The sequence below is a fragment of the Paenalcaligenes hominis genome, from assembly GCF_011927625.1.
Lineage (GTDB): Bacteria > Pseudomonadota > Gammaproteobacteria > Burkholderiales > Burkholderiaceae_B > Paenalcaligenes > Paenalcaligenes hominis.
The window spans coordinates 270,511-296,590 of sequence record NZ_JAATIZ010000003.1 but is presented as its reverse complement, the minus strand read 5'-3'; the positions used below and the strand labels follow the sequence as shown (position 1 = coordinate 296,590).

The 26,080-nt window shown below is 48.7% G+C and carries 22 protein-coding genes and 1 pseudogene; 8 read left to right on the top strand and 15 right to left on the bottom strand.

The window, feature by feature from the left end:
- Window positions 1–21: 21 nt before the first annotated feature.
- The 9 genes and pseudogenes from fghA to GGR41_RS08505 all read right to left on the bottom strand — a co-directional run bounded on the left by fghA (window position 22) and on the right by GGR41_RS08505 (window position 10,242).
- Window positions 22–918 carry an S-formylglutathione hydrolase gene (gene fghA / locus GGR41_RS08545; protein ID WP_167661467.1) on the bottom strand — a complete coding sequence of 299 codons (897 nt, stop codon included), beginning with the start codon at window positions 916–918 and terminating at the stop codon, window positions 22–24.
- Between the two features lie 10 nt (window positions 919–928).
- Window positions 929–2,035 (bottom strand): S-(hydroxymethyl)glutathione dehydrogenase/class III alcohol dehydrogenase, encoded by a 1,107-nt coding sequence (locus tag GGR41_RS08540; protein WP_077734997.1) that lies wholly within the window; start codon window positions 2,033–2,035, stop codon window positions 929–931.
- A gap of 360 nt (window positions 2,036–2,395) precedes the next feature.
- Window positions 2,396–3,250 carry an endonuclease/exonuclease/phosphatase family protein gene (locus tag GGR41_RS08535; protein ID WP_167661466.1) on the bottom strand — a complete coding sequence of 285 codons (855 nt, stop codon included), beginning with the start codon at window positions 3,248–3,250 and terminating at the stop codon, window positions 2,396–2,398.
- A 9-nt stretch (window positions 3,251–3,259) separates the two neighbouring features.
- Complete coding sequence (gene aspS / locus GGR41_RS08530; protein WP_167661465.1) at window positions 3,260–5,059, bottom strand: aspartate--tRNA ligase; 1,800 nt, start codon at window positions 5,057–5,059, stop codon at window positions 3,260–3,262.
- Between the two features lie 71 nt (window positions 5,060–5,130).
- Window positions 5,131–5,349: pseudogene (locus GGR41_RS08525) on the bottom strand (FmdB family zinc ribbon protein); the annotation flags it as partial.
- A 109-nt stretch (window positions 5,350–5,458) separates the two neighbouring features.
- The gene (locus tag GGR41_RS08520) at window positions 5,459–6,736 is read right to left on the bottom strand and encodes a putative Na+/H+ antiporter (RefSeq protein WP_167661464.1); all 1,278 of its coding nucleotides are present in this window, start codon (window positions 6,734–6,736) and stop codon (window positions 5,459–5,461) included.
- Window positions 6,737–6,865: 129 nt separating this feature from the next.
- A complete protein-coding gene (gene ubiA, locus GGR41_RS08515) occupies window positions 6,866–7,792 on the bottom strand; it encodes a 4-hydroxybenzoate octaprenyltransferase (protein WP_167661463.1) in 927 nt (308 codons plus the stop codon).
- Window positions 7,793–7,862: 70 nt separating this feature from the next.
- Complete coding sequence (locus tag GGR41_RS08510) at window positions 7,863–9,059, bottom strand: aminotransferase-like domain-containing protein (RefSeq protein ID WP_077734032.1); 1,197 nt, start codon at window positions 9,057–9,059, stop codon at window positions 7,863–7,865.
- Between the two features lie 145 nt (window positions 9,060–9,204).
- Window positions 9,205–10,242 carry an aromatic ring-hydroxylating dioxygenase subunit alpha gene (locus GGR41_RS08505; protein WP_244951453.1) on the bottom strand — a complete coding sequence of 346 codons (1,038 nt, stop codon included), beginning with the start codon at window positions 10,240–10,242 and terminating at the stop codon, window positions 9,205–9,207.
- A gap of 98 nt (window positions 10,243–10,340) precedes the next feature.
- Between GGR41_RS08505 and GGR41_RS08500 the strand changes: the two genes are divergently transcribed.
- A complete protein-coding gene (locus tag GGR41_RS08500) occupies window positions 10,341–11,255 on the top strand; it encodes a LysR substrate-binding domain-containing protein (protein ID WP_167661462.1) in 915 nt (304 codons plus the stop codon).
- Window positions 11,256–11,274: 19 nt separating this feature from the next.
- Here GGR41_RS08500 and GGR41_RS08495 read toward each other — a convergent pair whose 3' ends face one another.
- Complete coding sequence (locus tag GGR41_RS08495; RefSeq protein WP_167661461.1) at window positions 11,275–12,141, bottom strand: NAD(P)-dependent oxidoreductase; 867 nt, start codon at window positions 12,139–12,141, stop codon at window positions 11,275–11,277.
- Between the two features lie 267 nt (window positions 12,142–12,408).
- The gene (locus GGR41_RS08490) at window positions 12,409–13,608 is read right to left on the bottom strand and encodes an amino acid aminotransferase (RefSeq protein WP_167661460.1); all 1,200 of its coding nucleotides are present in this window, start codon (window positions 13,606–13,608) and stop codon (window positions 12,409–12,411) included.
- Between the two features lie 234 nt (window positions 13,609–13,842).
- On the opposite strand from GGR41_RS08490, the gene GGR41_RS08485 reads away from it, so the two are divergent.
- From GGR41_RS08485 to GGR41_RS08465, 5 genes are all read left to right on the top strand, one after another.
- Window positions 13,843–15,399: a sensor domain-containing diguanylate cyclase gene (locus tag GGR41_RS08485; RefSeq protein WP_167661459.1), complete on the top strand. Its 1,557-nt coding sequence runs from the start codon at window positions 13,843–13,845 to the stop codon at window positions 15,397–15,399.
- Between the two features lie 74 nt (window positions 15,400–15,473).
- Window positions 15,474–16,604, top strand: a complete 1,131-nt coding sequence (locus GGR41_RS08480) for an MlaE family ABC transporter permease (RefSeq protein ID WP_167661458.1) — start codon at window positions 15,474–15,476, stop codon at window positions 16,602–16,604.
- Between the two features lie 2 nt (window positions 16,605–16,606).
- Window positions 16,607–17,452 (top strand): ABC transporter ATP-binding protein, encoded by an 846-nt coding sequence (locus GGR41_RS08475; protein WP_077734039.1) that lies wholly within the window; start codon window positions 16,607–16,609, stop codon window positions 17,450–17,452.
- Window positions 17,452–18,369 (top strand): MlaD family protein, encoded by a 918-nt coding sequence (locus tag GGR41_RS08470; protein ID WP_167661457.1) that lies wholly within the window; start codon window positions 17,452–17,454, stop codon window positions 18,367–18,369. The genes GGR41_RS08475 and GGR41_RS08470 overlap by 1 nt, the downstream gene beginning before the upstream one ends.
- Window positions 18,366–18,962 carry an ABC-type transport auxiliary lipoprotein family protein gene (locus GGR41_RS08465; protein WP_167661456.1) on the top strand — a complete coding sequence of 199 codons (597 nt, stop codon included), beginning with the start codon at window positions 18,366–18,368 and terminating at the stop codon, window positions 18,960–18,962. The genes GGR41_RS08470 and GGR41_RS08465 overlap by 4 nt, the downstream gene beginning before the upstream one ends.
- Here GGR41_RS08465 and GGR41_RS08460 read toward each other — a convergent pair.
- Window positions 18,954–19,457 carry a flavin reductase family protein gene (locus GGR41_RS08460; protein ID WP_077734042.1) on the bottom strand — a complete coding sequence of 168 codons (504 nt, stop codon included), beginning with the start codon at window positions 19,455–19,457 and terminating at the stop codon, window positions 18,954–18,956. The genes GGR41_RS08465 and GGR41_RS08460 overlap by 9 nt on opposite strands.
- 49 nt (window positions 19,458–19,506) lie before the next feature.
- Complete coding sequence (locus tag GGR41_RS08455; RefSeq protein ID WP_167661455.1) at window positions 19,507–20,592, bottom strand: LLM class flavin-dependent oxidoreductase; 1,086 nt, start codon at window positions 20,590–20,592, stop codon at window positions 19,507–19,509.
- Between the two features lie 235 nt (window positions 20,593–20,827).
- Here GGR41_RS08455 and GGR41_RS08450 point away from each other — a divergent pair, with 235 nt between their 5' ends.
- Together GGR41_RS08450 and GGR41_RS08445 are read left to right on the top strand one after the other, a co-directional pair.
- The gene (locus tag GGR41_RS08450) at window positions 20,828–21,790 is read left to right on the top strand and encodes an AraC family transcriptional regulator (RefSeq protein ID WP_167661454.1); all 963 of its coding nucleotides are present in this window, start codon (window positions 20,828–20,830) and stop codon (window positions 21,788–21,790) included.
- A gap of 62 nt (window positions 21,791–21,852) precedes the next feature.
- Entirely contained in the window at window positions 21,853–23,310 is a 1,458-nt protein-coding gene (locus GGR41_RS08445; RefSeq protein ID WP_167661453.1) for a TolC family protein, read from the top strand.
- Here the strand turns inward: GGR41_RS08445 and GGR41_RS08440 are convergent.
- Window positions 23,299–25,002, bottom strand: a complete 1,704-nt coding sequence (locus tag GGR41_RS08440; protein ID WP_167661452.1) for an FUSC family protein — start codon at window positions 25,000–25,002, stop codon at window positions 23,299–23,301. The genes GGR41_RS08445 and GGR41_RS08440 overlap by 12 nt on opposite strands.
- Complete coding sequence (gene mdtN, locus GGR41_RS08435; protein ID WP_167661451.1) at window positions 24,995–26,071, bottom strand: multidrug transporter subunit MdtN; 1,077 nt, start codon at window positions 26,069–26,071, stop codon at window positions 24,995–24,997. The genes GGR41_RS08440 and mdtN overlap by 8 nt, the downstream gene beginning before the upstream one ends.
- Between the last annotated feature and the right edge of the window lie 9 nt (window positions 26,072–26,080).

Below are 26,080 nucleotides of genomic sequence, written 5' to 3'. Positions count from 1 at the left end.
TTTATGGGTAAACCTAGGTAACTAGGCCATTAACTGCTGGGCGTGGTGCTCAATATGATCTTTAATAAAGGTCATAATGAAAAAGTACCCGTGGTCATAGCCCTCGTGACGGCGCAGTGTTAATGGCTGCCCTACCTGAGCACAAGCTGCCTCGAACAAATGCGGATGCAATTCGCGTTCGAGGAACTGATCCGCTAAGCCTTGATCGACTAAAATGCCTTGTGGGTATGGCACTGTAGTCTGAGCTTGCATTAAGTCGCTGGCATCGTGTTCTTTCCAGAGCTCTCGATCTGTGCCCAAATACCCTGTGAAGGCTTTTTCACCCCAAGGGCATTGTGTAGGCGCCGCAATCGGTGCAAATGCAGACACTGACTTGAACTTATCCTGATGGCGTAGAGCTAAAACTAATGCCCCATGCCCACCCATTGAGTGACCAAAAATACCTACCCGTTCGGCATCACCGGGAAGCTCCGTCGTGACGATACGAAATAGCTCGTCTGTGACATAGGACTCCATACGATAATGCTGGGCGAAATCTGGCGTGGTCGCATCCACATAAAAGCCTGCGCCGGTACCGAAATCCCAGTTGTCGTCTTCGCCCGGTGCGCCTGCACCACGAGGACTGGTATCGGGAGCAACCAAAATCAGGCCATGCTCGGCAGCATATTGCTGCGCACACGCTTTGGTTGTAAAGGTGTCTTCGGTGCAGGTCAAGCCAGCCAAATAAATTAATACGGGGCGTTTAATGGCCCCCATTGGCTGCCCTGACTCGGACTTGGCCGAAGTGGCTTCGGTGTGTTCGGGTAAAAACACCGAAAACTTCATCGGTAACCCAATGGTTTCAGATTGATGCTGGTAATAGCGCTGCCAGCCACCATGACAACGGTGCTCGCTGACTAACTCTAAACTCACAGTCATTAAAACCTCCTTAGAACATCACCACAGAACGAATGGACTCGCCGCGCTTCATCATTTCAAAGCCTTCGTTGATTTGATCTAAGCGAAGGTGGTGCGTGATTAAATCGTCAATATTAATTTTGCCATCCATGTACCAATCTACAATTTTCGGTACATCAGTACGGCCGCGTGCGCCCCCAAAAGCAGAGCCTTTCCAAACGCGTCCTGTGACTAATTGGAAAGGACGAGTGGAGATTTCTTTGCCGGCTTCGGCCACACCAATAATAATGGACTGACCCCAACCACGGTGACAACACTCAAGGGCTTGACGCATCACATCGGTATTACCTACACACTCGAAAGAGTAATCGGCACCACCATCTGTTAGCTGAATAATGTGATCCACCACATTTTCCACCTCGTTGGGGTTTACAAAGTGAGTCATACCAAACTTGCGAGCCATTTCCTCGCGATCTGGGTTAAGGTCAACACCAATAATCTTGTCTGCACCAACCATTTTGGCGCCCTGAATGACGTTTAGACCAATCCCACCTAACCCAAACACGACGACGTTTGCCCCTGCCTCTACGTTGGCGGTGAACAAAACAGCACCTAAACCCGTGGTAACCCCACAGCCGATATAACAGACCTTGTCGAACGGAGCATCGTCGCGAATTTTTGCTAGGGCAATTTCTGGCACTACGATGTGGTTAGCAAAGGTAGACGTTCCCATGTAATGGTGAATAGGTTGGCCATCAATACTAAAGCGTGAGGTGCCGTCAGGCATCACCCCTTTACCTTGGGTAGCGCGAATGGCTGTACACAAGTTGGTCTTTTGGGATAAGCACGATTTACACTGACGACATTCGGGGGTGTAAAGAGGAATCACATGATCGCCGGGCTTTAAGTTGGTGACGCCTGGTCCGACCTCGACCACCACCCCAGCCCCCTCGTGGCCAAGAATAGCTGGGAACAAGCCTTCAGGGTCAGCCCCTGACAATGTATACAAGTCTGTATGGCAGAGACCGGTTGCTTTTACCTCGACCACTACCTCGCCAAACTTGGGCGCATCAAGCATGACATCTTCAATTGTTAAGGGCGCGCCCGCTTTCCAGGCAACCGCTGCTTTGGTTTTAATCATATATCCCCCCATGTGGTAAACGTCAAAAGCGACAGTGTGGTGTTAGCACTGTCGTTCATAAATTAAAATTGTAGGCTGTACAGTCTAGTACACTGCACTATCCCCCCTATTACACAAGGCTTTACGATTAAAACCTTGGTAGAACACAGGCGAAGCTGACAATAGAGAGGCCTTAGCTTTAGTGTTTTTATTGTCCCCATACTGTGTGTTATCTGAAACTAGAGGCTTATAGTCAATCTAGCAAGCATCCATAGCTGTTTGCTGTAGACCAACACAGCCTAGGGTTGCTGTCATCATAGCGAACAACCGCTCAAAACAAATCACTATATAGTTTAGATTTGCTAAATGATGATGTAGTTAAGGCAGCTCTAGCTCGGCTACGATAGGCGCATGGTCTGAAATTTGAGTCCAAGGCGTGCCGCTAAGTACCCGTGCACTGCGCACGGCAAAACCACGTTGATAAATACGATCAAGGCGTAGCCAGGGAAACACAGCCGGAAAGGTGCGCGGAGGCGGCACCATACGTGCCCCACCTGTGGCGCTGATCTCTGGAACAATAGGCCTCGCAGTTTGATGACTGTCAAAGCCCTGTTGACGCATCCAATTTAATGGTTTTTTTAATTTAAAGCGCTTGCGCTGATCGCCATCGGGCGAGAATGCAAACACCTCGTAAAGGTTCAGTTGCTCGACAAATAAAGGCGCTAATTTATTAGACCAGTCGTTAAAGTCGCCTGCGATAATCAAGGGTGCATCGCTAGGTACCATTTCCTTGATGCGCTCTAATAAGGCTTGGGTTTGACGCGTTCTGCCTGAGCCAAACAGACCTAAATGCACCACAATGCAATGCACCGCTTGGTTGTTAATTTCAACCACTACATGCAATAGGCCGCGTTGCTCGAGACGATGGTCTGAGACATCTTGGTTTTCGTATTTCAGAATGGGATAGCACGACAGCAACGCATTGCCATGATCGGTGTGTTCGCGGATCGCATTGCAGCCATAGACAGGCTGCATGCTGAGGGCCGCAGCTAAGGACTCGTGCTGCGCGTCCAGTGTTCCTCGTAGTTCGTTACGCCCCTGCACCTCTTGGAGAAACAAGAGATCGGGCGCTAGTTTATATAAACTGAGCTTTAGATCGGCAAGGGATTCGCGATTGCCTGTGGCAGACCTTCCCTTGTGAATGTTGTAACTGATTACTCGAACAATGGACACGCGCTCTCCTTAGACGGTAGGTTTAGGCTCCGTAGGACGTAAACGAATATGCAACTCTTTGAGCTGTTTTTCATCTACGGCGGATGGAGCTTGAGTGAGTAAGCACTGGGCACGCTGCGTTTTAGGGAATGCAATGACATCACGAATGGAATCGGCCCCTGCCATCATGGTAACCATGCGGTCTAAACCAAACGCAACACCACCATGAGGTGGCGCACCGTATTGCAACGCGTCAAGCAGGAAGCCAAACTTTTCACGTGCCTCGTCGGCATCAATACCTAGCGCAGCAAATACCTTGCTTTGTACATCGGCGCGGTGAATACGTACAGAACCGCCCCCCATTTCCCAACCATTTAACACCATATCATAGGCTTTGGCCAAAACACGCTGTGGTTCGGTTTCAAGTAGGTCTTCATGCCCGTCTTTGGGGCTGGTAAATGGGTGGTGGGCTGCCACGTAACGTTTGTCTTCGGCATCGTATTCGAACATGGGGAAGTCAACCACCCAAAGGGGCTTCCAACCGGCTTCGAACAAGCCATTTTTACGGCCGAGTTCGCTGTGACCAATTTTAATGCGTAATGCGCCAATGGCATCATTCACTACGTTTTTCTTGTCGGCGCCAAAGAAAATTAAATCGCCGTCTTGAGCACCAGTACGCTCGATAAGCTGCTTTAGGGCGGCTTCGTGAATGTTTTTCACAATGGGCGACTGTAAGCCACCAGGGATATCGGTATGGTCGTTGACTTTGATGTAGGCTAAGCCTTTAGCGCCATAAATGCCTACAAATTTCGTGTAGGCATCAATTTCGCTACGTGTTAGCTCGCCACCGCCAGGTACGCGTAATGCAACCACGCGGCTATTAGGATCGTTAGCCGGTGCAGAAAACACTTTGAAATCCACGTCGGCCATTAAATCAGCCACGTCAGTAAATTCTAGGTTTACGCGTAAATCGGGCTTGTCAGAGCCAAAACGGTGCATGGCTTCCTGCCACGTCATGGTAGGAAATGGATTGGGAAGCTCTACCTGAAGCACATTTTTGAACACATGCCGAACCATGTCTTCGAAAATGGCACGGATTTCAACTTCATTTAGGAAGGAAACCTCGCAATCGATTTGAGTGAACTCGGGCTGACGGTCAGCACGTAGGTCTTCGTCGCGAAAGCATTTTGTGATTTGGTAGTAACGATCAAACCCAGACACCATCAGCATTTGTTTAAAAAGCTGGGGGGATTGGGGTAAAGCAAAGAACTCGCCAGCATTCACCCGGGATGGCACGAGGTAGTCGCGTGCACCCTCGGGCGTGCTTTTGGTGAGCATAGGCGTTTCTACGTCGATAAAACCGAGGTCATCGAGGTAGCCACGCACAGCACGAGTAACTTGATGACGCAGCATCAGGTTTTTTTGCATTTGTGGGCGGCGTAAGTCTAAGACACGGTGCGTAAGACGTGTGGTTTCGGACAAATTATCGTCGTCAAGCTGGAACGCGGGTGTGACTGACGGATTAAGAATTTCGATTTCAGTACAAACGACTTCGACCTGACCTGAGGGCAAATCGGGGTTCACTGTGCCTTCGGGACGCTCGCGTACTTCGCCTGTGATACGCAAACAGAATTCGTTGCGAATGCGCTCAGCGGCTGCAAACATGTCGGCATTTTCCGGATTGACCACCACTTGTGCGAGCCCTGCACGGTCTCTTAAGTCAATAAAAATCACACCACCATGATCGCGTCGGCGGTGCACCCAACCAAATAATGTGACGGTTTGACCCAAGTATTGGGTGTTTAAATCGCCGGTGTAGCAGGTACGCATCTAGGATGACTCCAGTAAACGTTAAAAATATATAGGATGAAAAGGGCGCTAAGCGCCCTTGGATATTAGTCTGCAGAACCCGATGCAGCACCCCCTGACGATTTGGGGCCATCGCGAAAATCGGTCACATACCATCCGTCGCCTTTAAGCTGAAAACCGGCAGCAGTGATTTGTTTTTCGTAAGTAGGCTGATGACACGTTGGACACTGTGTTAATACAGGATCAGACATCTTTTGTAGAACATCCTGCTCGTGACCACAGTCACTGCATTTATAAGCATAAATAGGCACGACCTAATCAATCCTATAAATCAATAATTAATATAACAAACTCACATTCTTTAATTTTAACGTGTTTGCGCCCGTTACGTATAGCGTTACGGCGCGCAAACCCTGTCTTTTAAACAAAAGAGGTGGGTAATAAGAACATAACGGCTGCAATCAATGTGGGGACAGCAGCGGCTAAAAGCAAGCGTAAAGGCGAAATGGCCCCATCGGGGAATGTGCTTTTTAAGATGGAAAAGCCAGCCGGGTTAGGCGCATTCGCAATAACCGTTAACCCACCCCCTGTGACGGCACCAGCCACCAACATATAGCGCCATAGATCGCTCGTTCCTTCGACTAATGAACCCAGGTACGTTAGAGCGGCATTATCTGTAATCGCTGTTAAGGCGGTCGAGCCCGCAAACAAGGCGTAGGGAGACAGGCCACCGAGTAGGTCTTGAAGCCACCATTTTTGTAAGCCACCAAGCACCACTAAGCCAGCCAAGAAGAAACCCACCATCAGCCCTTCGCGGATCATTAATGGATTTTGATACTGACTATAGGCGGTTGAGTACCCAATGAACATCATGAGCAAGCCCAAGAAAATAATGGGATGGTGCGAAGCCAAGACAATACATAACAAAAAGACTAAATGGATCGCCATCACCACTAAAGGAACGTTAGGGCGAGCGCTGGCTGTTTGCTCGGGCACTGACTCTGGGGCTTCGGTTAAGGCACAACGACAGATTAGGGTTAATAACCCAGCATTGATAAATACCGCCACAGCAGCACGCCACCCAAAGTGGGTCGCCATAAAGGGGGTATCCCAACCAAAGGTTTGAGCCACCATCAAGACGGGAGGCGCTGCATAGGCAGTTAACACACCACCAATAGAAATATTAACAAACAGCACACCTAGCGTAAGGTATTTAAAGCCCGCTCGGCCACTACGTTTAAAGTATTGATCGCGAAGCAATAATGCCGCTAAGGTCATGGCGGCGGGTTCGGTAATGAGCGAGCCGGCCAAAGGCACAAAGGACATGGTGACAAAAAACATGGCGTATTCGTTGCGCAATGGCATGATGCGCGCAATGACTTTGACTAGGCTTGACACCATTTCCAAAATCGGACGGCTAGCGGCTACCACCATAATTGCAAACACAAAGGCTGGCTCGGTGAAATTGCGCGTGTCCATGTATTCAACGGCTTGATTTAAACCAATAAAGGCCGCCACCAAGACGACTAGAACAAATGCCCATACCCCGAAAACGGCTTCGACTTCGGACAATAAATGCCACAGACCCGAATGTGCCCCCCCTTTGTTTGCTAAACGGGCAAACACAGGCACTGAAAAAGTATGAACAATAGCTATTGCAAACAGAACGGTTGCAAGAATTTCCATTGTGGTTGGCATAATCTACCTTCTTTTTTTATGACGCTTAGAGTGTAAGCGGAAAATCTAACTCTTATGTCACAGCTAAAACAGTAAAACTGGCGCTATTTTACACGTCTATGCGTTTGCGCCTACTTTTAAAGCCAAGTTTTACAGTAATGTGCCACCTAAAGCGGCAACAACCAATAAAACCCCTACTGTCATGTTGGCTCTGAATAAAGGCAACCCCAGTTCGCGCCTTTGAGGATCGAATTGCTTAATTTGCCATGCTAAATGCATGCCAATGGCCGCCATGACCACAAAGTAGGCCCAGCTCATGCCCATGGCGTATCCCGCCCAAAGCCAGAGCACCATCGTGACAGCATAAAAGCCCCCTAGCCATTGCTTGCCTTGGTCACCAAAGCGGATGGCGGCAGACTTTAACCCGAGTTTGAGGTCGTCTTCCATGTCGATATAACCGTAAATGGCATCGTAAGCAATCTGCCACGTGACCGCCCCTAACCACATGGCAATAGCAGCCAAAGGCAAGGCGTTTTGTGTGTCTGACCATGCCATTAACATACCCCAATTAAACGCAATGCCTAGTACGGCTTGGGGCCAGTGCGTAAAGCGTTTACATAAGGGATACACCACGATAAACGGCACCAACAGCAAGGCTAACCAACGACTGAATTCATTTATAGCCAGTAATAGCAATGCGCCAATCATGAGCTGCACAAAGACGAAGATCAATGCATTACGTAAGCTAAGTTGCCCGCTGGTCAAGGGTCTAAAACGGGTGCGCTCGACCTGATGATCAAAATCACGATCAAAAATATCGTTAAAGCAGCAGCCGACGCCTCGCATTAACAAGGCACCAAATGAAAAAATCAACAAGCGCCAGACATCAGGCCACCCCCCTGCTGCTTGGATAAGCGCAGCAATACAGGGCAGCAGGGTCAGCCATGTACCCACAGGACGATCTAAACGGCACAAACGGGCATACGGCCCCCACGAATCAGGTAAATACCGAGCGACCCAATCGTCGGGGCGCATATCAGTCAAATCTGGCCGTGTGGTGGATGAGGTATGTTGCATAAGAAAGGATTACGTAAAGACAAACAGCCGTGACACGCACGGCTGTAGAAGTTGAGTTAACGCATCGTCATTACATTTGTTCGCGAATGAGCTTGCCTAAGATAGCAATGCCTTCGCGAATGCGGTCTTCGGTGACCGTCACAAAGCTAAGACGGAAAGTGTTCGCTTTTGCATCGCTTGTTGCGTAAAAAGGCTCGCCAGGCACAAAGGCAACATTGCGCTCGATGGCTTTACTGAGTAGGTCTTGGGCGTCCATGTGTTTTGGCAAAGTCACCCACAAGAACATACCGCCCTCGGGTCGTGTCCACTCGACCTCGGCTGGGAAATACTCTTGCATGGCATCAAGCATGTAATGACACTGACGCATGTAGAGATCGCGCACCATAGGCAGATGCTTTTCGAGGAAGTTGTCTTTAATGGCTTCGTAAATAGCCATTTGGGTAATGGTAGATGAGTGTAAGTCTGTTGCTTGTTTGATTTGGATGAGCTTATCGATAATGGCCGGCGGTGCTACGATATAACCTAAGCGTAGGCCGGGAGCCAATACTTTAGAAAAAGTACCCAAATGGATAACCGTAGCACCGGCTTTACGGCCTAAGTGCAATAAGCTGGGTTGCGGGCTACCTTCGTAACGTAATTCGCCGTAGGGATCGTCTTCGACCACAGGAATATGGGCGGCGGCACAACGCTCGACCAGATCTTGACGACGCTCATTGCTAAGTGTGCGCCCTGTTGGGTTTTGGAAGTTGGGTAAGGCATAAATAAAGCGTGCGCCTTCGGCTTTAGCAGAGGAAACCTCGGCAGGAATTAAGCCGCCCTCGTCAGTATCAATGGGAACGTAGGTGGGCTCGTACATGGAAAACGACTGCAATGCACCCAAATAAGAAGGAGACTCGACTAAGACCTTGCTGCCAGGATCAATAAAAAGTTTGCCTAGCATGTCGAGGGCTTGTTGAGAGCCTGAAACGATAAGCACTTCATTGGGACTGATGGTGACATCGGCCGAGCTTTTTTGACGGGCTACCCATTCACGTAAGGGCCCGTAGCCTTCGGTAGGGCCGTACTGTAGGCCCACTTTCCCTTGTTTTTCCAAGACCACATCAAACGCCTGACGCAACTCTGCCACAGGGAAGCCATCGGCTGAGGGCAAACCACCCGCAAAAGAAATAATTTCTGGTCGAGTAGTGACCTTTAGGATTTCTCGGATAGCCGAACTAGTAAGCTGATTAGCGCGATTGGAAAAAGTAAAAGGGGTATGAGAATCCATGATATGACGATGACCCTGATAAAAAGAGTAATTACAGCAATAGATAGCAACGATATGCTCTAGATTACAGTATTACGCGCTTAGCGTGAATAGCCAAACGCCATTAGACGGCATTTGGCTATCTTAGACCCCTACTACACAGGAGTTAGGCATCGTTCGCTGCGTTTTCTGCTTCAATCTTGGCGCTCATGCGACGTCTGAACAACAACGACCCTTTATCCGCTGCCAAATGCAATTTCGTTCCATGCTCATCCATGCCGATTTGCACTGCCTCTAGGATTTCTTTGTCTTCATTAAATGCAGCACGCACGTCTTCGTTAAAGATCTGAGAAACGGCTTCGTCATTGGGGCTGAAGTTACGTAGTTGGAACCAGAAGTAGCGCGTGGTTTTTTCATCGATAGGGGTAAGGAAATTATACGAATCCATTAAAAACACATCTGGATGGAACTCGCCCTCGTCACTGCCTGTGCCTGCAGGGGTAAACACAGCGCGGATGACAGCATGCGCTGGGTAGCGCATTTCGTACTGTTGCTTACGGTCGCAGTTGCCACTGAACTTAACGAATTTTTTGTAAAACGGCGCAACTTCAATATCACGTAACCAGCGCCACACGGTAATACCGCTATCGGCCTCGGTGACCTCTAAAGGAATACCGACGAGATCACTGCTACCGAAGGAGCTTTGGTGAACCCAAGTGACATGGGATGGATCCAATAAGTTATCGGTAATATACAGGTAGTTGCAGGCGACCTCCATGGCATCACCACGGTTTACCCCCCAATTTGGATCATCCCACTCTTTAATTTCAATTATGTCAGCCGTGTTAGCTAAAGCGCTATCGCCCATCCATACCCAAACCATGCCGTATTTTTCTACTGCAGGATACTGACGTACTACAGCAGCCATAGGGATATGCTTTGTGCCAGGCGCCTCTACACAGGCGCCAGAACAATCAAAGCGTAAGCCATGATAACCACACTCTAGGGTGTCATCTACAACACGGCCTTTAGATAAGGGCAAACGACGGTGTGGACAGGAGTCTTCCAATGCCACCACGTCGCCGTCTTGCTTTCTATACAGCACCACATCGTGATTGACCATCTTTACGGCAAAAGGAGTACGACTAACGTCAGCCGAAAGCGCGGCGACATACCAAGCATTTTCTAAGAACATGAGAGTCATCACCAAAAAAGATACGATAGACTTATAGTAAAACAAGATTAACTAACGTAATCTTCTTTTTCATTAAGTTTTTCTAAGCTATTGAAAGGAGACGGTGAATGAGTGCTTTACCACCGCTACGCGCCTTACAAATTTTTGAAACGGTCGGCCATAGCCAAAATATTCAAGATGCGGCTAAGCGCCTGGGGATCAGTACGGGAGCCGTCAGCCAACAACTTCAATTGCTTGAAAGCGAATTAAACGCGGCCCTTTTTTTTAAAGAGGGTCGACGTTTACGGCTGACTGCGGCTGGCTTAGATTTTCATCAACGTTGCTCGGAAGCCTTTGAGTTATTACGCGAAGCTCAAAATCAATTGCTGCTAGACCAACAAAATAGAACATTGCATATTAGTGCACTGCCCTCTTTTTTAAATGAGTGGCTGATTCCACGAATTGCACCATGGCAGCAGCAACAAGCGTCTTTAGTAAATATGCATTTTCAGGGCTCACATCATGAACCTGATTATGCGAGTGAACGCGTTGATTTTCGTTTCACCTATGCGCAATCTGTACCGCAAAGTCTGCATGCCTTAGAGCTGTTCACAGATAAGGTGTTGCCTGTATGCCACCCGCAACTCTTAGAACGTTTTACTGTGCTACAACCCAAAGACTTGCAACACATGCCGTTGATTACCGTTGATTGGCAACCACGTTTTAGCTCGCCCCCCGGCTGGCGCGACTGGTTTGCCCACTATGCACCCACTGTGGCCGCGTTTACCCCACCCGCTTGGCAAAGCTTTAGCTTATCGCACCAGGCCTTGCATGCTGTCCGACAAGGATTAGGGGTGGCGTTAGCTCAGTATTCGTATGTACGCGCTGAGCTCGAGTCGGGTCAATTGTGCGCCCCGTTTGAGGCCATGAGCTTGGAGCTAGATTGGCCCTATGTGATGACATGGCAACCGCATGTGTTTAACAAGGCTCAAGCGCGTGATTTTCATCGTTTTGTGGTGGGGCAGATTAAGCGTTTAGGTTGAAAGCTACCCCTTTAAAAGATCAATTTTCTTTCAAACGTAAATCGACAATTTGATTGACTGCCTCGCCAAGAGGGGCATTGCTTAAATCGTTTACAGGCAACTGGCCCATTTTTTCCTGTACGTCAGCAATCTTATCGGCCAAGGCACCGGTAAAGCCTAGCTCGTCATAGGTAGCAGCGACCTCACGCATTTCGGCCGCACGGCGTAAACCATGATGCAAGGTACGTTCAAACATGTAGTTCACGTTTTGAGGCCATCCTAAACCTGGGAACGTATCGGCTAAAGAACCAATTACGCGATCAAAACATCCCGTCGCAGAGGCCGCTAGGGCTGTCTCAACAGTTAAGGCTTCTAAACCCTTAACAAACATAGAGCGTACCATTTTGATAGCAGTGGCCTCACCTGGCTGATCCCCTACCACTTCGAGTTGAAAGCCGAGTTTTTCCAACATAGGCGCAATGGCAAGAGCCTGTTCACCGGCAAGCAAGACCGGAGTAGCGTGTCCTCTGGGGTGTACAGGCGCCATCACTGCCATATCTAAATATTGGGCACCTTTTTCAGCCACAAGCGCGGCTGTTTTTTGCTTACGGCCTGGTGACACAGAATTAATATCAATAAATACTTGACCAGGTTGTAATGCATCGAGCGCCGCCTCTGCCGCGTGCAAGCTTTGATCTGCGGTAACAGCGCTAATAATCCAATCCGCGTCTTTTACGGCCTGTGCCACGTCGGCCTCAAAAGCGAGACCACGTTGTGCTGCCGCTTGACGCATTTCCTCGTCTTGACGTATATCGTACGCGGCGATAAAGCCCTTAAAGTTCTGCTGTACCAAACTATCTGTAAAGGCCCGTGCGGCCTCGCCAAACCCAATATATGAAATCTTCATGTGTCTTCTCTTAGACCAAGAGCAACGGCTAGACCAGTCATGCCGTTAGGCATGATGACTTGAGCCTAGTCCATTGCGATGAATCAAGAACGCATTGCGTTACCAAGGTAATTTTAGAGCCTAATCATGCCACTTGAGCTGATAACTAAAAAGCCAGTTTGTAGGCTTAGGCTAATTTAACAGCCCTTTTTACAAACTGGCCTGAGCCAACCACACCATGCAATAAGTGAATGGGCTATGTTGTTATTAGTATAAAGGGCGTGTGCACTAATCGGGATTAACCACAGCAGCTAAGGACTGGGCGTAATACGCTACATTTTTTGTGGTAAGCCCCGGTACACTAATACGGCCGGAATCCAGCATATACACACCAAACTCTTCGCGTAAACGCAAAATTTGCTCTAGACTGAGGCCTGTATAGCTAAACATTCCTTGTTGCTTGATCATGTAATCGGCATCGTACTGGGGTGCTAAACGAGCAAGATGCTGATGCACCGCATGGCGCATAGCATGAATACGAGCGCGCATAGCATCGACATCATTTACCCAACTTTGAAATAGCTCGGGGTCGGTCAAGACTAAAGCAATGGCTGCGGCCCCATGAATAGGTGGATTAGAGTAATTTTTACGCACCCATGCATTAAGCTTGCCGATGGTGAGTTCGGCCTCGGTTTTGTCTGCACAAACTATCGACAACGCACCACAGCGTTCCGCATAATAGGAAAAGTTTTTAGAAAAAGAGTTAGCCACTAAAAAATGCACGCCGGCTTCGGCCATGGCCCGTACGGCATAGGCGTCCTCGTCTAAGCCCTGTCCAAAGCCCTGATACGCCATGTCCAAAAACGGAATAAGTTGATGCGACTTAATCAAGGTAATTAGCGCTTGCCACTGCGCGGGCGATAAATCAGCCCCTGTCGGGTTATGGCAGCACGGGTGCAACAAGACAAAACTGTGTGCGGGCAACTGACTTAGGTCGTCCATCATGCCTTCGAAATCTACCGCTTGCGTGGTAGCATCGAAATACCGGTATTTGTTGGTTTTAATGCCACAGCCTCCAAAAATGGCGTGGTGGTTGTCCCAAGCGGGGTCACTGATCCACATTTGACTGTCAGGATACGCTTCGTGCAGCAAGTCACCGCCTACTTTCAACGCACCTGTGCCCCCTAACGTTTGAATGGTAGCAATGCGTTGGCTTTGATAGGCTTCGTGCTCTGCACCGAACACGAGACGTTGCACGGCATTGCGGTATGACGCTAGGCCTTCCATAGGCGTATAAATGCGAGGTTGCTTTTGTGATGCCCAACGTTGCTCTGCAGTTTGGGTACACGCTAATAAGGGCACGCTTCCATCGTCTTCAAAATACAAACCAATGGTAAGGTTGACTTTATTTTCACGTTGATCTGCCTGATACTGTGCAGCAATACGGAAAATAGGGTCGCCAGCGTAGGGGGCTACATGTTCAAACATGAGGGTTCCTATAGAACAAAAAGAGAAAAACCAAGTCCAAAACGTACAAAACAGTTTAAACCCACCACTTTAAAAGCACAGGTCGTAGACAGCCAGTGTAAACCCTAGTTTCAAGCAAATAAAGCAAAGCCCGCAGTTATGTGTTAAAGCTAGAGCAGACGTTTTAAGTTTTAAGTGCTTTGTATTATTATTAATTTAAAAAAACCAAGTAGTAAGGCTAAGGACCCTAATAACATGCCCTTTTTAGTCCGTTCAAACCTACGACAATTAATTATTGTTTTAGCTTTTTTGAGCGCGTTAATTTCCGTATTTAATATGTTTCTAGTGGGTTCAAAGGTCCAAAAAGAAGCTTTAATTCATAGCAGTCTTGAAAACAACCAAGCCTATGCGGCCAAATTAGCAGCCAGTGCGACCTTATTTTTAGATAGAGCTCAATCTGAATTGAAATACTCTGCCGATCAATTAGGCAAAAAATGGTTGAATCCTAAGTTTCTTAAACAAGAGGCACAACGTCTAGCCGAGCAAAGCAATGCGTTCAACTCAGTGATTATTGCTAACGACGATGGGCTGATCAGGGCGACTTCGCACAATGTCATCGAGTTGGCCAACCAAACGATTAACTCGGTCGGCATGCAGGCCTCTTTACTATCTCGCAAGCCGGTAATTACCACACCGTATGAGTCCACCCTGAATAAATTAATTATTACTATTTCTAGCCCTATTTTTGATTCCAAAGACACCTATTTAGGTTTTGTCGCAGCCGCTATCCATTTAAAAGACAACTACTTACTCAAAAACATACTTGGCATTCATTATCAAAAAGATGATTCCTTTACCTACGTGGTCGATAGTCAAAAGCGTTTTTTATATCACCCCAATGAAAATTTAATTGGTCAGGTCGCAAAAAATCCGTTAATTGATCATTTCTTTGCTGAGAAAAATGGCAATCAGAGGTTCGTTAACTCTCAGGGCAAGGAAATGCTGGGAGGTTTTGCTTTTATTCCTGTGGCCAATTGGCTCGTGTTGTCACAACGTCCCCTAAAAAGCGCCATTCAAGCGCACGAAGGCTTAATGCTGAAGGTCTTTGTGAGAAGCCTACCCATTACTCTTACGGTTTTGATTGTTATCTGGGTGTTGGCGTGGTTGATCTCGAATCCTTTGCGACAGCTTGCTACACAAGCCAAAAACATGAAACAAACCGTAACGGTCAATCGCGTGGAAAAAATCAACACTTGGTATTTTGAGGCCAATGAGCTTAAAAAAGCGTTTTTGATGGGCTTACGTAGTGTGCATGAGCAGGTGGGTCAACTGCGCATCGATACACGTACAGATATGCTTACAGGGTTAAACAATCGTCGTGCGCTCGAGGCCATTATTAGTCACCTCACTACCGAAGAAGCTCCTTTTTCTCTCGTTGCCGTCGACATTGATCATTTTAAAGAAGTTAACGACACGTACGGGCATCAAGCAGGAGATCAAGTGCTTAAAGAATTAGCCACATTAATGCGTTCGAATGCTCGATCCAATGATTACTGTATACGGCTAGGCGGCGAAGAGTTTCTCATCCTTCTGCCTAACTGTGGCTTGGACGAAGCCTATGCTATTGCTGAACGCTTGCGCTTAATGGTTGAAGAGCATGTTTTCCCTACCATTAACCAGTTAAGTATTTCTTGTGGGGTAGCAGCGTGGCCTTTACATGGGCAAAGCACAGAAACGGTATTCCGTGTCGCAGATGAAATGCTTTATGCAGCCAAGCAATCAGGGCGTAATCAAGTTCGTGTTGCAGCCTAGTTGCCAGTTACGGTAAATTTAAACCCCTTAACGCCAATCGTTGTTTGACTCTTTTTAGGGTAGACTTTGGTTTCATGACCCAGACTCATTCCATTTATTTACGTGACACAGATACGACTCTCTCTATCGAGGGAGAATGGGTGCTACGCCATTACAACGATTTACAACACGCCGTCCGTCAACATCAAGATGCCGTCACCTCCACCAAGCGACTGGACTTCTCTAAGTTGCAGTCCATTGATACCGCAGGTGCTGGGCAGCTATGTCGCTTAGTAGGAGCCGACACCTTAATCCAGCTTTTGGACGAGGCGGACCATCTTTCTGATGAGCGCAAGGCGCTGTTAAAAACCGTCGCTAACGCTATTATCGAAGCGGGGCCACCACCTATCCTGAAAAAAGTCTCAACGCTAGCTCAGTTTTTCGGCAATATAGGTTCGTCAATTCAAAGCTTTGGTAAAAATGCAGTCGAGCTGTTAGGGTTTATCGGGCTGACACTACAAAGCATGGCTAAGGTTGCTTTACACCCTTCTCAATGGCGCTGGAATGCATTAGTGCAACAGGTAGAGGAAACCGGCTTAAATGCCGTACCTATTATTGCGTTGTTAACTTTTTTAGTGGGCGCCGTTATTGCTTTTTTAGGCTCCACCATTTTAAAAGATTTTGGCGCCACGTTGTACACCGTTGACTTGGTGGGCTTTTCTTTTATGCGCGAGTTTGCCGTATTGCTGACGGCTATTTTAATGGCTGGTCGAACTGCGAGTGCTTTTACCGCCCAATTGGGCTCCATGAAGGCCAACGAAGAAATCGATGCCTTGCGTGCCCAAGGCCTAGATCCCATCACCATCCTCGTTATTCCTCGTGTTTTTGCCTTATTGATTTCCTTACCCCTGTTGACATTTATCGGTATGGTGTCCGGCATTATTGGTGGCGCGCTCGTCTGTTACTGGGTGCTTAATATTTCACCCACTATGTTTCTTAGTCTCTTTCAAGAAGACCTAACTATTACTAATTTTTTTGTGGGCATGGCCAAAGCCCCTTTATTCGCATTTTTAATTGCCGTCATTGGATGCTTACAAGGGTTTAAAGTGTCGGGCAGCGCTCAATCGGTGGGGGAACACACCACGGCGGCTGTGGTGCATTCCATTTTCATTGTGATTGTGCTGGATGCCATTGCCGCTTTGTATTACATGGAAATGGGCTGGTAAAAATGACGAACGCAACCCAAACAACGCGCGACGCTCGTATCAAAGCACAACAGGAACGTCAAAAAGGCGACCCTATTATTCAAGTCCGCGACTTAGAAAACAGTTTTGGTAGTCATGTGGTGCACGAGCACCTAGACCTCGATTTATACAGCGGCGAGATCGTGGGGGTAGTCGGTGGCTCCGGCACAGGAAAATCCGTCCTGTTACGCTCAATTTTAGGTCTGCGCCCTCCTACGTCAGGTCAAGTCACTGTATTTGGTCAAAACCTCGCCGAATTGAACTCCGATGAGCGTTCCTTAGTAGAGCGTCGCTTTGGGGTCTTATTTCAACAAGGCGCGTTGTTTTCTTCTTTGACTGTGATCGAGAATATTGCGGTACCGCTCATTGAAATTATGAAAATGGACCGCAGTAACGCCGAAGACTTAGCTCGCATTAAGATTGCTCTGGCTGGCCTGCCGGCATTGGCAGCGGATAAATACCCCTCTGAGCTATCTGGTGGCATGATTAAACGCGCTGCCTTGGCTCGAGCCTTAGCTTTGGACCCAGAGATACTTTTTTTAGATGAACCCACAGCCGGGTTAGACCCGATCGGCGCCAACGAGTTTGATGAGCTCATCTTAACGCTCAGAGATGCACTAGGGCTGACTGTATTTTTAGTGACTCACGATTTAGATACGCTCTACACTATCTGTGATCGGGTTGCCGTGCTTTCTCAAAAGCGCGTCATTATTAATGATCGTATTGAAGTGGTAGAGCACTTTGATGATCCGTGGGTTCAAGACTATTTTCAAGGGCCCCGAGGGCGTGCTGCCCAACAAGCTCAAACACGACGTCAGGAGAATTCGTAATGGAACCGCGCGCGCATCATATTCTGATTGGCGTTTTTACTCTGGTTGTAGCCACTTGTGCTATTTTATTTTCTTTATGGCTGACCAAGGCCGGTAGCGAAAATAAAACCAAAGACTACATCATTGTGTTTACCGAAGCCGTACGCGGTCTAAGCCGTGGTAGTGCGGTACAGTTCAATGGCATTCGCATTGGCGAGGTCACCAAACTAAGCTTAGACCCAAACGACATTCGTCGTGTGTTGGTGGACGTCAGTATCCAAGAAACCATTCCTATCAAAGAGGACACCAAGGCCCGTTTGGCTCTGACGGGCATTACCGGTACATCTGTGATTGAGCTGCAAGCCGGCTCACCTAACAGCCAACCGCTTGAGTCCACAGACACCCAGCCTGCTATTATTTATGCGACACCTTCACCGATTGCGAGCCTAATGGCAGGCGGGGAAGAGCTGATGACTAATATCTCGGAACTATTAATTAATGCCAATGCATTTTTATCTTCCGATAATGCGAAACGCATTAATTCCAGCTTAGCGGAGCTTGAAAGCTTGTTGCAGCATTTAGCTGAGGGCTCTAATGACCTACCTGACCTATTAGCGGAACTCAAAAAAACCACCATCGAAGCAGGCGGTATCATTGCGGATACGCGTAAACTCATCAATACTGATGGTCCTCAGGCTTTTGCTAAGGCTAACCAAGCTATTGATCACCTCGCCCAAGCGGCTCAACAAATTCAAGACCTGATTCAGTCAAACAGTGGTTCAATCACACAAGGTTCGCAAGGCTTTGCCCAGTTGGCTCCAGCCATGACCGAGCTGCGTCAAACGCTTTTAAATATCAAACATATTACGCAAGAACTACAAAACAACCCCACTGAGTATCTTTTAGGTGGAGAAAAACTACAGGAGTTTCAGCCATGAAGCAGCGCTGGCGTCACTATTTACTAGGAGCCGCTTTGGTGGTGTTGGGTTTCACGTCAGGGTGCTCTATTTTGCCCAAGTCAGACCCCCAAACTCGGTTCAACCTACCCTCCTCCGCGCTCTCTATGGCAACGACGGCACAAAAGGGCGTGTTATTTGTGGCCGTGCCACAGGGCAATCGACTGATTAGCAGTAACTATATTTTAATTCAGCCCGAGCACACAGAGATTCAAATTTATAAAGGTACGCTTTGGGCTGACAACGTGCCAACGCTGTTACGCGAACGGTTGGTCAATGCGTTTACTGAAACGCAATTATTTGATGCGATTAGTGGTGATGCGGCTTTACGATCAGACTTGGCTCTTGAGACCTATATTCAGCGCTTTCAGGTGCAGTTTGATAACGGTCAGCCTGTAGTCCACGTGCAGATTGATGCCAAATTGGTGGATAGCAACACCGCCTCTATCTTGCGTTCGCAACGGTTTCACGTCACCCGCCCGGCCCAAGGCAAAGAGGCAGTACAACTGGTTGCAGCCTTTGGTGAGGCCACTGATCAGCTCAGTCTAGAGCTGATGCAATGGTTATCACGGTAATGACACGAACTGACCCTGCCAATACAGCAAAGCGGGGTCAGTCGAATCGGTTAAGTGCACATACTCTACGGCGCCCAATACCATGGCATGGCTATGGCGCACAATAATTTCAGAGACTTTGCAGACCAATGCGGCGGGTGCCTGTGCCAAGAGCCACACGCCGTTGTGTTCAATCCACTCTGACCCGTCGTAACGCTGTTCGGCGCGCAGTCCACCCACCCCCGCAAAGCGTTCTGCTACATGTCGTTGGCTGTAATTTAAGATACTGACCCCAAAATAACCGCTTTGTTCTATTAGCGGCCATGCTGATGCCGTTTGTTTAATACAGACCAGAAGCTCGGCTGGGTCAATGGCTACAGAAGTAACCGACGAAGCCGTTAAACCCGAGCGCTGTCCTTGGTGCGAGGCCGTAATAATGCAAGGGGTGCCCGCCAAATGACGCATTGCTTTTTTATAATCAGTACTGCTTACCGCCAGTGAATGGGTAGAGCTCATAAACAACCTGTTGATTCATAAAGCTAGAGCTTGGCTCTAGCAGGTAAATTTAACGGATGCCCCGCGCTTTTAACAGAGGCAATACTTCATCTCTGAAGTAAGGGAATTCTTTAACATAATCAAAAAACGACAACGTTGTACCACGAAAACCTGCCTCGTGTAGAGCACAAATTAAGTCGGCGACTTTTTCAGGTGTGCCCACCAACGGAAAACCGCCATGCCCCACCGTCATGCGCTCTCGAATTTGAGCCAAGAGTTCATGCGGAAAAGAATGGGCATGGGCAAACTGCAAATTGACTAAGTTATCAACTGCACCCCTATCCGCATTCTCTAGGATATATTGCCATTCTGCTTCGGCTTCGGCTTGAGTGGGCCTGCAAATGACATGGGAGAAAGTCATCACATCCACGTTCCGGCCTGCCGCTGTGGCTTGGGCTTTGAGCTCGTGCACCTCTTTACGAGAGCGCTCTAGCTCCATGGCTGGCGTAAACAAAAAGTTGGCATTGCGGCTAGCGAATTCGCGCCCTTGTCCCGACCCGGCAGCATTAAAAATGGGTGGGTGAAAATCAGGACGTGGTGTGCCATGCACCTGTTTCAGCTTAAAATAAGTGCCCGGCCAATCAAAGCGCCCCTCATGATCCCACAACTGGCGGATCACATCAAACCACTCTTGCGCATAGGCATAGCGGGTTTCATGGTCATCGGGCAAGCTTAAGCCCAACGCCTCATACTCTGGCTTATTCCAGCCCGCCACAATATTTAGCCCTACGCGGTTTTGACTTATCTGCGCTAAGGTGGCAATTTGTTTTGCTACCACCACAGGGTGATTGGCGACGGTGTGAATCGTGGCAAACACATTAATTTGCTTTGTATGCGCTAATAAGGCTGCCGCCCACGTCATGGTTTCAAGCACATAGCCATGAAAGTCGGTTTCTCCTCGGTAACCGACCCACCGGGCAATAGGCAGCATAAAATCAATATCGGCCTCGTCCAGCATACGTGCGAGTGCCAAGTTATTTTCCCATGTAGCCTGCCACCGATCAGGCAGCTGCGATACGGTCATGCCGCCCCCGCAGTTAGAAGCAAAGGTACCTAGCAAAAAGTGATTACTGGTCAGTAAGCGGTTGGGTCTCATTTTTGTCTCCTTTTGGTGTGGCATAGCAAACGAATAATGGCCTTATTCTAGGTTTGCCACAGTAGACCCCGCTATCTCAATACTGCAGCGCTATCTTAATACTGCAGTTTTTTTTATCAGTGAAAACCAGAGTACTGCAAGCGACTTCGGCTGTTTTATGCTTAAAGCTGATTAGCTCAGGAATAATGAATAATAAAAAAGCGCTAATCCCCGAATTTGTGTTTTTGGACGTGTTATGCAGCATTTACTTCACCAGTATGACCAGCTTCGTTCTACTAATTTAGATCAGGTACAGCAGCATATTGCGCACATTCTTTGCCCACACCAACTTCATTTATCTGCCAAGCAGCGTTTAAATACCGAATTATATTACCGCGCTAGCTCTCGCCTTGGGTTCGGGCGGTTGCGCTATGGGGCGGATGTGCATATAGCCCCCGAGCCTTTGCAAGGCTTCTATTTACTACAAATCCCTATTCAAGGCCATGAGCGCATTCAGCTTGGTAAAAAGCAGTTTGAATCCCATCAAGACTGCGCCTCGATGCTTAACCCAGATGATGAGTTCAGCATGGAGCACAGTCAAAAAGCCAATAAATTATTTATCCGTATTTGCAAGCCCAGCTTAGAGCAGTTTTATCTTCACCACTATCAACGCCCCTTGCAGAGCGCGCTTCACTTTACTGTGCTTCATGCCCTTAACACCCCAGTCGGGCAAAGCATCTGGCATTTAATGCAATGGCTATTTCAGGAAAGCAGCCAAGGCTCGTTGTTTGATCAGCCCACAAGCGCGCAGCGCTTAGAGGATATTTTCTTAGCCCATTTGCTTGATTTATGGGGTCACGACCAGCCCCCTAAGCCGCTCTCTCTTGCCCCTATTACTCCCCAAGCCATCAAGCAAGCCAAAGCCTTTATTGATGAGCATCTGGCGCAACCCTTAACTGTGCCGCGTATTGCCACCGCGGTAGGTATGAGCACTCGATCTCTCTATGCGGGCTTTAACGAGTATGTGGGGCAAAGCCCCATGCAATTTGTGAAACAGCGCCGTCTAGAACAAGTGCGTGCTTTGCTGTTACAGGCCGACCCCACCCAGCACACCGTCACGCAGTTAGCTATGCAGTGCGGCTTTAGCCATTTGGGGCTATTTGCTAAAGACTACCAACAACGCTATGGTGAACGCCCGTCGGCAACACTGTTAAGCTAAAATGCCATCTCGCTGCTTATGTGCATTTTCTGTCTGGTTGCTCTTATTTTAAGGCGTTATCAATGGGTCCAAAACTTCTGTTTCTACTTGGTATTGGTTTGGTTACCGGCTGTGCTCATCTCGACAACCCATCGTCCAGCCGGGCCTCAGTTGCTCCCCTTACACCTGAGATCACCCAAGCTCCACACCCTCAATTTGCTCAGATTCGGCCTATTGAAGCCATTGATGCCCACCATGAATACACCTTAGCTGAACTCATCCATGTAGCCCAACTGCATAATCCAGCTACTCGAGTCGCTTGGCAAGAAGCCGAACAGGCTGCCCTGGCTGCTGGTATGGTAAAGGCCACGTACCTGCCTAGCATCACCGCCAGTGTTATTGCGGGTAGGCAATCTTTTCATAACCAACACAACATCGAGCTGGCGCATTTATTAGATATAGAAACTCGATCTAAAAACACGGCTCATGGGGTGGTGCCGGCACTGACTCTGTCTTGGCTATTGTTTGACTTTGGCCGACGAGATGCCGCGCACAAAGCAGCTGTAGAGCTGAGTGCAGCCCAACATGCAAAATTTACTACCGCCCATCAGCTTATTATTTTCAATGTGGCGCGCACGTATTTTGAATACGATGCCGCTCGACAAAAAACACGGTTAGCTCAGGCCCACTTTACTCAATCAGGCGCCTTAGTAGAGGCGGCGCAAGCTCGCTTTGATTCGGGTGTAGGAACGCGCATTGACATAGCACAAGCCAAACAACTCCAGGCTCAAGCCCGTTTGCTATGGGTACAAAAACAAGGGGCTGAACGCGATCACTACAATGCGCTACTGGGGGCAATGGGGCTACCGCCTAATACATCCATTCAAGTGCAAAGCAGTGCTGAGCGCCCTTTGCCTGCTTTGAAACAGTTACCTTCAGAGGAAGCACTTCAGGCGGCGTTAGCCTACCGCCCTGATTTATTGGCCGCCGATGCCGCTGCGCGTGCCGCGGAACAGGGCGTCGAGTTAGTCAAAGCCGATTACCGTCCAGCGGTGGGCTTACTTGCCGTTGCCGCTACAGGCAGTGCATCATTAAATTTTAATAATGCGCTTCAAACTAGCCCTACAGTCAAAGGCAATGCGGTATTTTTGGGCATGACTGTGCCGCTCTATGATGGGGGTTTACGTCGCCAACGGCTTTACGCTGCGCAATCTAAGGCCCAAGCAGCTCGGGATATTTTCGAGCAAACGCAACATGCAGCCTGGCGAGAAATTCATATTGCGGCTAATGCACTACGCACAGCCATCGAAGCGTACGAGGCCTCGCAAGCGCTGCTTGAGGCCACGCAAATAACTCATAGCGCTGCTCAAGAATCTTACGAGGTGGGCTTAACGAGCATGATGTTAGCTACAGAAACCTCGAATGCCTTGCTTGAAGCGGCTCAAGCCCATGCCACTGCACATGCGGCCGTACTCATTGCTTCCTCTCATTTGGCTTTTATGATGGGGCAAATAGAAAGCGCCGACGCCTTAGCTGAATAACCGGTGTTGGGTAGCTTGCCACTGTGCACGTTGTGCTTGAAGTTCTTCAGGGGTAGCGCGTAGTGATTTAGGTTCTAAATGCGCTAAATCCAGTTGATAGCGCGCCGTTTCAAGCGCTTGGGCCGCATTAGCAGCGTGCCATATGGCCGCTGTTAACGTTGGCGCCTGATCCTGCTGCTGCAAGGCTTCGTTTGCTTGATTCAGATTTTTTTGCACAAACTGCATAATGCTATTTGGCCACAGATAGGTAAAAAACCCGTACATCATGATATTGCCTAACAAAATACCTATAATTCGGTCACGTGCCATGTCCATATCCACACTGGGGCCACCGGCAGTCAAATTGATTAATAAAAAAGCAAAGGCAATTTGTAGACCTGCATAGGAAATGCGCTCTGACCCTAACACCACCCATGCCGCCAGTAAACACACCAAAAACACGGCAAGCATTAAGGCACCGATGGAGGTGATATGAGGGATAAACACGTACCAATACACGACTGTTATGGCTACACCAATTAAACACCCAATAATGCGTAAGAGCATTTTATGTAAGGTTTCACCCGTGTTGCTTAAGCCTACGATATAACAGGTAATAAGTGCTGTATGAATGCCATCCCACTGTGCTGCGCTGTAAAACAAATAACACAATAAAGCCGCTAAAGTGGTTTGCAGCGCAATACGCACATAAGCCGGATTACTAAAGGCATCCGCCACAAAAAAAGACGTTTTGTCTTTAGGAATGCGCTCTGGGCTTGCGGTATCAGCAAGCTGCTGCAATAGATTACTTACGGTATTAAGGTGCGCAGAGGCAAACGGCCCAAGCTCTGTTAAGCCCAGTTGATGGGGGCGCTGTTGCTGGCGCAGCTGCTGGGCGGCTTGGCGACAAGACTGTGCCAAACGATGGGTATGCTCAGTGGGCTGGGGTTGGGATTGAGCCCAACGATAAGCGGCCAGCAAGACGCCATAGCTTTGTAGGACCGCATGCGCATACCAAGGCTGCCAATATCGAGGGGCTAAATGAAACAAAGCCACCCACCGCACGCGCTTTTGTTGTTGAGCAATGCCTGTTAATACGTTTTCGTGGGCTTGTTCAGAGCAAGCGCTGCCCTGCTGCAAGATCTCCGCCGCGTACTCGAGGCGAGTCGCCATTTCCTGCAAGAGCAACGTGCGCGGATTGCGACCGATGAGTAGCGATGCAATCAGCAGTAAGCCCATCGGCATGGCTACCATTAACCACGCATACAAAACGGCCCGTGTCGCTAGCTCGCCAATAGGGATATAGGAAAGCAGGGTCAACACAAAAGCTATCACTAAAGCGATGATGCCGCCCAATGGCCCCAGTGCGCTGCTAACCCCTAAAAACATGAAAACCACCGAGCTACCTAACAGCCAAATGATACGTGTTACAGGCGAATCGATAGTAATTTGAATTAACCCAATCAATGCCGCCACGATCAAACTGACCAACACGACCAAAGCCAATGCCATGACGGATGACTCGGCAGCGTCAGACTTCATCACAAAAAACAGCACATAACAACTGATTGACGCCTCGGGAATGCCATAAGTGATGGAGACCGCTGCGGTCACCATACACAACAACGCAATACGCCACGTTTGCGACCAACGCCCTTCGTACGGCTGCAAATCATGCCATACCCGTTGCCAAAGCGTCTCTGTCTTATTCACACTGCGATCCACTATGAATAATGGTAGTCGTCGAAACCCCTTTACGTACATAGGGTTCGAGCTCGGGGGTCATTTCTAGTTGAATGCGCACGGGAAAGCGCTGTGCTACGCGTACCCAGTTCATGGATTTTTGTACATAAGGGACTTGGCGGGGTAACTCAATCATATCGGTGGCAGTGACGCCCCAACCAATGCTTTGCACTTTGCCTTGAATCCGTACCTGCGGATTACTCATTACATACACATCGGCACACTGACCGGGTTGGATGGTCGATAAGGTGTTTTCTTTGTACATGGCCGCCGCATACCAGTGCTCGGTGCTTAGGAGAGTAAACACACTCATTTCTGGCATTAAGTGCTCGCCTGTCATCATGTTGAGCCCCACTACACGACCTGAATGGGGTGCGTACAATCGGGTATCGCGTAGCGCACGCTCTGCCATCGCTAGACCTGCTTTGCGCATTTCCACCATTGCCAATTCTGCATCCGTGTTGTCTACCAGCGCCTGGGCAGCATCTGCTTGCTCTAGGGCTTGGCGCAATGAAATCTCTGCATCGCGGCGTACCGTTGTGGCTTCGTCTAACTGCTGCTTGGGTACATACCCTTTGGGGGCTAAGGTAGCTAAGCGGGCTTGGGTTTGCTTTGCCAAGGCTAAATTGGCTTGAGCGCGGTCTATTTGCTCGTTCGTGATGGTGGCATTATGCGACTGCGCCAACACGACACGCTGCTTGGAATCAAGTAATGCCTCTGCAAGCGCCAACTCTGCTTTAGCTTGCGCTACACGCAGCTCATATACCTCGGGATCAAGGGTGAGCAAGAGTTGCCCCTTTTCGACATATTGCCCTTCTTCGATGAGCAACTCGTTGATACGACCTGGCACAGCGCTGACAATTTGCACCCCTTCGGTAGTAATAGTCGCGTCTTCTGACATGGGGTTGAGGTGGGTTTTTTGCCAATTGATGTAGGCTAAAACAGCAACCACCATAAGCACCACCACAACAAGCACGAGCGCTAGTGTTTTTTTACTTTGAGCGGCATGAGGCGCTTGGGTTAAATCGGTATCGGTCATAAAGGTTAG